We start from the raw sequence: 7,292 nt of genomic DNA on the forward strand, positions 1-7,292 counted from the left end.
CCAGATAGAGGGGGATAAGATGGCGAAAAATGTAGTGATTACAGGAGCGACCTCAGGAATCGGTGAAGCGATTGCGCGTGCTTATCTAGAGCAGGGGGAGAATGTCGTTCTAACAGGGCGACGGACAGACAGATTAGAGGCCCTCAAGTCAGAGTTTGCAGAAACTTTTCCAAATCAAACAGTTTGGACCTTTCCACTGGATGTGACGGATATGACTATGGTCAAGACTGTCTGCTCCGATATTTTGGAAACGATAAGGCAGATTGATATCTTGGTCAATAATGCGGGACTAGCTCTTGGCTTGGCTCCCTATCAGGACTATGAAGAGTTGGATATGCTGACCATGTTGGATACCAATGTGAAGGGTTTGATGGCGGTTACTCGCTGTTTCTTGCCTTCTATGGTAGCAGCCAATCAGGGTCATATTATCAATATGGGATCGACCGCAGGAATTTATGCCTATGCGGGTGCAGCAGTTTATTCAGCCACCAAGGCAGCAGTTAAAACCTTTTCAGATGGACTACGAATTGATACGATCGCAACGGACATCAAGGTGACAACCATTCAACCGGGGATTGTCGAAACAGATTTCTCTACAGTTCGTTTTCATGGTGACAAAGAGCGGGCTGCGACGGTTTATCAGGGGATCGAAGCCTTGCAAGCTCAGGATATTGCAGATACAGTGGTCTATGTGACCAATCAGCCCCGTCGTGTGCAGATTACAGATATGACCATTATGGCCAATCAACAGGCGACAGGTTTCATGGTTCATAAAAAATAAAGAATTTTCTCGAAAAGTTATAAATTTTTGTAACTTTTTTTTGATTCCTTGCGAATAGATAAGTAGGAGGAAGAAAATATGTATAATAAAGTTATCATGATCGGGCGCTTGACGTCTACACCAGAATTGCACAAAACCAACAATGACAAGTCGGTAGCGCGAGCAACTATCGCTGTGAACCGTCGTTACAAAGACCAAAATGGGGAACGTGAAGCTGATTTTGTCAATTTGGTTCTTTGGGGAAAATTGGCTGAAACCTTGGCAAGCTACGCAACTAAAGGTAGTCTTATCTCTGTGGATGGAGAACTTCGTACCCGTCGCTTCGAGAAAAAGGGCCAGATGAACTATGTGACTGAAGTCCTTGCCACAGGATTCCAACTTTTGGAAAGCCGCGCCCAACGTGCTATGCGTGAAAATAACGCAGGACAGGATTTGGCAGATTTGGTCTTGGAAGAGGAGGAATTGCCATTTTAATACTCTTCGAAAATCTTTTCAAACCACGTCAACTTCACCTTGCCGTGGGTATAGGTAACTGACTTCGTCAATCTTATCTACAACCTCAAAGCAGTGCTTTGAGCAACCTGCGGCTAGCTTCCTAGTTTGATCTTTGATTTTCATTGAGTATAAACATTGAAAAGTCTGAGTTGGTCTCAGGCTTTTTATCTTGCCAAAGTCAGACTTTTTTCTTGACTATTTCTGACCAAGTGATACAATAGAACTATAAATTAGCACTCAGATATAAAGAGTGCTAATGATATGTAGTTTATCATGGAGGAAAACAGATGTTGAAACCATTAGGAGACCGTGTGGTCTTGAAAATCGAAGAAAAAGAACAAACTGTTGGAGGCTTTGTCCTTGCAGGCTCAGCCCAAGAAAAAACAAAAACAGCCCAAGTTGTAGCTACTGGACAAGGTGTTCGTACCTTGAATGGTGACTTGGTTGCTCCAAGCGTTAAGCCTGGAGACCGTGTCTTAGTTGAAGCCCATGCAGGTATTGATGTCAAAGATGGCGATGAAAAGTACATCATCGTTGGCGAAGCTAACATTTTGGCTATCATTGAAGAATAGAAGGAGAAAGTAAGTATGTCAAAAGAAATTAAATTTTCATCTGATGCTCGTTCAGCTATGGTTCGTGGTGTCGATATCCTTGCAGACACTGTTAAAGTAACCTTAGGACCAAAAGGTCGTAATGTTGTGTTGGAAAAATCATTTGGCTCACCTTTGATTACCAATGACGGTGTGACCATTGCCAAAGAAATCGAGTTGGAAGACCATTTTGAAAATATGGGTGCCAAATTGGTATCAGAAGTAGCTTCAAAAACAAATGATATCGCAGGTGACGGGACAACTACTGCAACTGTTTTGACCCAAGCGATCGTCCGCGAAGGAATCAAAAACGTCACTGCAGGTGCCAACCCAATCGGCATTCGTCGTGGGATTGAAGCAGCGGTTGCCGCAGCAGTAGAAGCTTTGAAAAACAATGCCATTCCAGTTGCTAATAAAGAAGCCATCGCTCAAGTTGCTGCCGTATCTTCTCGTTCTGAAAAAGTCGGCGAATACATCTCTGAAGCTATGGAAAAAGTTGGCAAAGATGGTGTCATCACTATTGAAGAATCACGTGGTATGGAAACAGAGCTTGAAGTCGTTGAAGGAATGCAGTTTGACCGCGGTTACCTTTCACAGTACATGGTGACAGATAGCGAAAAAATGGTGGCTGATCTTGAAAATCCATACATTTTGATTACTGACAAGAAGATTTCCAATATCCAAGAAATCTTGCCACTCTTAGAAAGCATTCTTCAAAGCAACCGTCCTCTCTTGATTATTGCAGATGATGTGGATGGTGAAGCTCTTCCTACTCTTGTATTGAACAAGATTCGTGGAACCTTCAACGTAGTAGCAGTTAAGGCACCTGGCTTCGGTGACCGTCGCAAAGCGATGCTTGAAGACATCGCTATCTTGACAGGCGGAACAGTCATCACAGAAGATCTTGGCCTTGAGTTGAAAGACGCTACTATTGAGGCGCTAGGTCAAGCAGCGAGAGTAACTGTGGACAAAGATAGCACTGTTATCGTAGAAGGTGCTGGAAATCCTGAAGCCATTTCCCACCGTGTTGCGGTTATCAAGTCACAAATCGAAACTACAACTTCTGAATTCGACCGTGAAAAACTCCAAGAACGCTTGGCTAAATTGTCAGGTGGTGTCGCAGTCATCAAGGTCGGAGCTGCAACTGAAACTGAGTTGAAAGAAATGAAACTCCGCATTGAAGATGCCCTCAACGCTACTCGTGCAGCCGTTGAAGAAGGAATCGTTGCAGGTGGTGGAACAGCTCTTGTCAATGTCATTCCAGCCGTAGCTGATTTGGAATTGACAGGAGATGAAGCAACAGGACGCAATATTGTTCTCCGTGCCTTGGAAGAGCCTGTTCGTCAAATCGCCCACAATGCGGGATTCGAAGGTTCTATTGTTATTGACCGTTTGAAAAATGCTGAAGTTGGTACAGGCTTCAATGCAGCAACTGGCGAATGGGTCAATATGATTGAAGAAGGAATCATCGACCCAGTTAAAGTGAGCCGTTCAGCCCTTCAAAATGCAGCATCTGTAGCCAGCTTGATCTTGACAACAGAAGCAGTCGTAGCCAATAAACCAGAACCAGTTGCCCCAGCTCCAGCAATGGATCCAAGCATGATGGGCGGGATGATGTAAAAGCAACTTATAAAAAACACAAAAGGAGGGAACATGCATCCCTCCTTTTATGGTTTTCTCTTCTAAAATTGATTTGAGCTCTCCTAACTTATATGATAAAATAAAACTAGAAAAAGGAGAAGAACATGATTGATGTAGAAGAAATTCTGAGCAAGATGAATCCCAATCAGAAGATTAATTATGACCGTGTCATGCAGAAAATGGTTCAAGTTTGGGAGAAAAATGAGCAACGTCCCACTATTCTCATGCATGTTTGCTGTGCCCCTTGCAGTACCTATACCCTCGAATATTTGACCAAGTATGCAGATGTGACCATCTATTTTGCCAATTCCAATATCCATCCCAAGGCAGAATACCACAAGCGAGCTTACGTCACCAAGAAATTTGTCAGTGATTTCAATGAGCGAACAGGAAATACGGTCCAGTACCTAGAAGCTCCCTATGAACCCAATGAATACCGGAAGTTAGTCAGAGGACTGGAAGAAGAACCAGAAGGTGGCGATCGTTGCAAGGTTTGTTTTGACTACCGTTTGGACAAAACAGCACAGGTAGCTATGGACTTGGGTTTTGACTACTTTGGTTCAGCCTTGACCATCAGTCCCCATAAGAATTCTCAAACCATCAACAGTATCGGAATTGATGTGCAAAAGATTTATACCACCCACTATCTCCCAAGTGATTTCAAGAAAAATCAAGGCTATAAACGATCAGTGGAGATGTGTGAAGAGTATGATATCTACCGTCAATGTTATTGTGGATGCGTCTATGCAGCCCAGGCTCAAAATATTGATTTGGTTCAGGTTAAGAAGGACGCCACGGCTTTCTTGTTGGATAAGGATGTTGAAAAAGATTATTCTCATATCAAGTTTACTGTTACTAAATTAGATATATAGCAATTAACCCAGCTGTAAAGCTGGGTTGTTAAAATAAAAAAACCAGGGCTCTCACCCCGGCTTGACAACTTTACCGATTCTTTAGTTCTATGTAGCGTTTGTACCAAATGTTGACATAGGCCTCTGAGAAAGGACCGCGTCCATTGTTGATCCAATCAACAAGGATTTTAACATGTTCTTTCAAAATATAGTCTAAATCATCAGAATACTTCATTTTGCGTTTATGGCGCTCATACTCTTCAACGTCCAAGAGACGCTTTTCACCATCAGTGAAAACCTTGACATCCAAATCATAATCAATGTATTTCAGGGCTTCCTCATCTAGATAGTAGGGGCTGGCCATATTGCAATAGTAGGAAATCCCATTGTCACGAATCATGGCAATGATATTAAACCAATATTTTTTGTGAAAGTAAACAATAGCGGGTTCTCGAGTCACCCAACGACGACCGTCACTTTCGGTAACAAGTGTGTGGTCGTTGACGCCGATAATGGCGTTCTCTGTTGTTTTTAGTACCATGGTGTCTCGCCAAGTACGGTGAAGACTCCCATCATGCTTATAACTTTGAATTGTAATAAAGTCGCCTTCTTTTGGAAGTTTCATAACTAACCAACTTTCTACAATTTATAAGTTTATCGTTTACTATTATATCATAAATCGGTCTAATTTTTTTGAATTTTACACGAAAATATTAAAGATATTCTCTGAGAGCGCTGGCTATATCCGAAAAATCATAGCCTTTTCGAGCTAAAACTTGGGTTAAACGCTGTTTAAGTTCGTATCCTTCATACTTTCGAGCATACTTAGCATATTGTTTGTCTAGCTCTTTAAAAATGAGTTCTTGAGTCGTTTCTTGGTCGACTTGACTGTCCAAATCGTCAAAGGCATTCTTAGCATCAGAATAGGAGAAGCCTTTGTTCGTTAAGTTTTGGATAATCTTATCTTGCAAGGCACGAGCGGGAAGCTTTCCCGTGTATTTTTTTAGAAGTTTCTCCGCCACACGTTGAGCAACCTCTGAAAAATCAAAATCCTTTAAAACATCTTCAATAGTTGATTTGGCAATCCCTTTTTGAGACAGTTTTTGAGCTAGCACATAAGGTCCCTTATCTCCAGAAAGTTGATTTGCATTGATGATAGAGTAGGCATACTGACGATCATTAATCCAGTTATCTTCTTTAAGATTAGCGATAACTTGACTAGTGATTTTTTTATCAAGATCATACTTTTTCAAATATTCTCTTACTTCCTTTTCAGTACGAGCCTTGAAGGATAAATGGTAGAGAGCGAGATTCTTCCCATAAGAAAACTGAGCAAAGCCCTGTATCTCGGTCAATTCTTCCTTGCTAATCACCTTATCTTTAGACAACATAAAACGGACAATGGTATCCTCCGTGATATAAGAGGTTTGCTGTTCATCTAGTTCCATCAAGTAGAGGCGTTTTTTCTTTTCAAGTTTTGTGATTTTCATAGTTCTATTATACCCTAAAATGTGATAAGATAGGGGTATGAATCTGAAAGTCAAACAAAAAATACCTTTAAAAATCAAGCGTATGGGCATTAATGGTGAGGGAATCGGTTTTTACCAGAAAACCCTCGTTTTTGTACCTGGCGCCCTCAAGGGAGAAGATATCTATTGTCAGGTTACTTCTATTAAACGTAACTTTGTTGAAGCCAAATTGCTAAAGGTTAATAAGAAGTCTAAATTTCGAGTCGTACCTGCATGTACGATTTATAATGAATGTGGCGGTTGCCAAATCATGCACCTTCACTATGACAAACAGTTAGAGTTCAAAACGGATTTGCTCCACCAAGCCTTGAAAAAATTTGCTCCTGCAGGATATGAAAACTATGAAATCCGTCCAACTATCGGAATGCAGGAACCAAAGTACTACCGTGCTAAGTTGCAATTTCAGACCCGAAAATTCAACAATCAGGTCAAGGCAGGTTTGTATGCGCAAAACTCTCATTACCTCGTAGAATTGAAAGACTGCTTAGTGCAAGATAAGGAAACCCAAGTGATTGCGAATCGCCTAGCTGAACTTCTTACTTACCACCAAATCCCTATTACCGATGAGAGAAAAACGCTAGGTGTTCGCACTATCATGGTACGCAGAGCAAGAAAAACGGGGCAAGTTCAGATTATTGTTGTCACGAATCGCCAGCTTAATTTGAATCAACTAGTCAAGGACCTAGTTAATGATTTTCCAGAAGTTGTCACGGTTGCTGTCAATACAAATACAGCAAAATCAAGTGAAATCTATGGTGAGAAGACAGAAATTATCTGGGGCCAAGAGAGCATTCAAGAAGGAGTACTCGACTATGAGTTTTCTCTCTCACCCCGTGCCTTCTATCAGCTCAATCCGGAGCAAACAGAAATACTCTATAGTGAAGCAGTTAAGGCCCTGGATATTAGTGAAGAAGACCATCTGATTGATGCCTATTGTGGTGTCGGGACGATCGGATTTGCCTTCGCAAATAAGGTCAAGAGTCTCAGAGGAATGGATATTATTCCAGAAGCCATTGAAGACGCCAAGCAAAATGCTCGAAGAATGGGGTTTGATAATACCTATTATGAAGCTGGTACAGCTGAAGAGATTATCCCCCGCTGGTATCAAGAGGGCTACCGAGCAGAAGCCTTGATAGTCGACCCTCCTCGTACAGGCTTAGATGATAAGCTGTTGGATACCATCCTGACCTATGTCCCAGAAAAAATGGTCTATGTATCCTGCAATGTTTCGACCTTGGCACGAGATTTGGTTAAACTAGTAAAAGTCTATGATCTCCAGTATATCCAGTCGGTCGATATGTTTCCCCACACTGCACGGACAGAAGCAGTGGTTAAGTTAGTGAAGAAAAGAAAAAATTAAATTCACTGAAAAAAGTTCTTGACAAAGGAGGAAAAGTAGGTATAA

At 41.6% G+C, this 7,292-nt stretch carries 8 protein-coding genes; 6 read left to right on the forward strand and 2 right to left on the reverse strand.

The window, feature by feature from the left end; translation table 11 throughout:
* The first annotated feature begins 19 nt into the window (after positions 1-19).
* From MK405_RS09135 to MK405_RS09155, 5 genes are all read left to right on the forward strand, one after another.
* Positions 20-781, forward strand: coding sequence for an SDR family NAD(P)-dependent oxidoreductase (locus MK405_RS09135; RefSeq protein ID WP_268704858.1), 762 nt, complete (start codon positions 20-22; stop codon positions 779-781).
* Positions 782-859: 78 nt separating this feature from the next.
* Complete coding sequence (locus MK405_RS09140) at positions 860-1,255, forward strand: single-stranded DNA-binding protein (RefSeq protein ID WP_000282457.1); 396 nt, start codon at positions 860-862, stop codon at positions 1,253-1,255.
* Between the two features lie 308 nt (positions 1,256-1,563).
* The gene (gene groES / locus MK405_RS09145) at positions 1,564-1,848 is read left to right on the forward strand and encodes a co-chaperone GroES (RefSeq protein WP_000917326.1); all 285 of its coding nucleotides are present in this window, start codon (positions 1,564-1,566) and stop codon (positions 1,846-1,848) included.
* A 15-nt stretch (positions 1,849-1,863) separates the two neighbouring features.
* Entirely contained in the window at positions 1,864-3,486 is a 1,623-nt protein-coding gene (gene groL / locus MK405_RS09150; RefSeq protein ID WP_000031560.1) for a chaperonin GroEL, read from the forward strand.
* A gap of 125 nt (positions 3,487-3,611) precedes the next feature.
* Positions 3,612-4,379 (forward strand): epoxyqueuosine reductase QueH, encoded by a 768-nt coding sequence (locus tag MK405_RS09155; protein WP_000567567.1) that lies wholly within the window; start codon positions 3,612-3,614, stop codon positions 4,377-4,379.
* A gap of 70 nt (positions 4,380-4,449) precedes the next feature.
* Here MK405_RS09155 and ntdP read toward each other — a convergent pair whose 3' ends face one another.
* Together ntdP and recX are read right to left on the reverse strand one after the other, a co-directional pair.
* Positions 4,450-4,983 carry a nucleoside tri-diphosphate phosphatase gene (gene ntdP / locus MK405_RS09160; protein WP_000775318.1) on the reverse strand — a complete coding sequence of 178 codons (534 nt, stop codon included), beginning with the start codon at positions 4,981-4,983 and terminating at the stop codon, positions 4,450-4,452.
* 88 nt (positions 4,984-5,071) lie between these two features.
* Complete coding sequence (recX, locus tag MK405_RS09165) at positions 5,072-5,848, reverse strand: recombination regulator RecX (protein WP_268704859.1); 777 nt, start codon at positions 5,846-5,848, stop codon at positions 5,072-5,074.
* Between the two features lie 37 nt (positions 5,849-5,885).
* On the opposite strand from recX, the gene rlmD reads away from it, so the two are divergent.
* A complete protein-coding gene (gene rlmD, locus MK405_RS09170) occupies positions 5,886-7,247 on the forward strand; it encodes a 23S rRNA (uracil(1939)-C(5))-methyltransferase RlmD (protein WP_268704860.1) in 1,362 nt (453 codons plus the stop codon).
* Positions 7,248-7,292: the final 45 nt, after the last annotated feature.

The sequence above is a fragment of the Streptococcus oralis genome, from assembly GCF_026782345.1.
Lineage (GTDB): Bacteria > Bacillota > Bacilli > Lactobacillales > Streptococcaceae > Streptococcus > Streptococcus oralis_CK.

What these genes read in the sequence shown, in the direction of transcription:
- rlmD (WP_268704860.1), top strand. Translation starts at nt 5,886, where the DNA reads ATGAATCTGAAAGTCAAACAAAAAATACCTTTAAAAATCAAGCGTATG.
- groES (WP_000917326.1), top strand. Translation starts at nt 1,564, where the DNA reads ATGTTGAAACCATTAGGAGACCGTGTGGTCTTGAAAATCGAAGAAAAA.
- MK405_RS09135 (WP_268704858.1), top strand. Translation starts at nt 20, where the DNA reads ATGGCGAAAAATGTAGTGATTACAGGAGCGACCTCAGGAATCGGTGAA.
- MK405_RS09140 (WP_000282457.1), top strand. Translation starts at nt 860, where the DNA reads ATGTATAATAAAGTTATCATGATCGGGCGCTTGACGTCTACACCAGAA.
- ntdP (WP_000775318.1), bottom strand. Translation starts at nt 4,983, where the DNA reads ATGAAACTTCCAAAAGAAGGCGACTTTATTACAATTCAAAGTTATAAG.
- MK405_RS09155 (WP_000567567.1), top strand. Translation starts at nt 3,612, where the DNA reads ATGATTGATGTAGAAGAAATTCTGAGCAAGATGAATCCCAATCAGAAG.
- groL (WP_000031560.1), top strand. Translation starts at nt 1,864, where the DNA reads ATGTCAAAAGAAATTAAATTTTCATCTGATGCTCGTTCAGCTATGGTT.
- recX (WP_268704859.1), bottom strand. Translation starts at nt 5,848, where the DNA reads ATGAAAATCACAAAACTTGAAAAGAAAAAACGCCTCTACTTGATGGAA.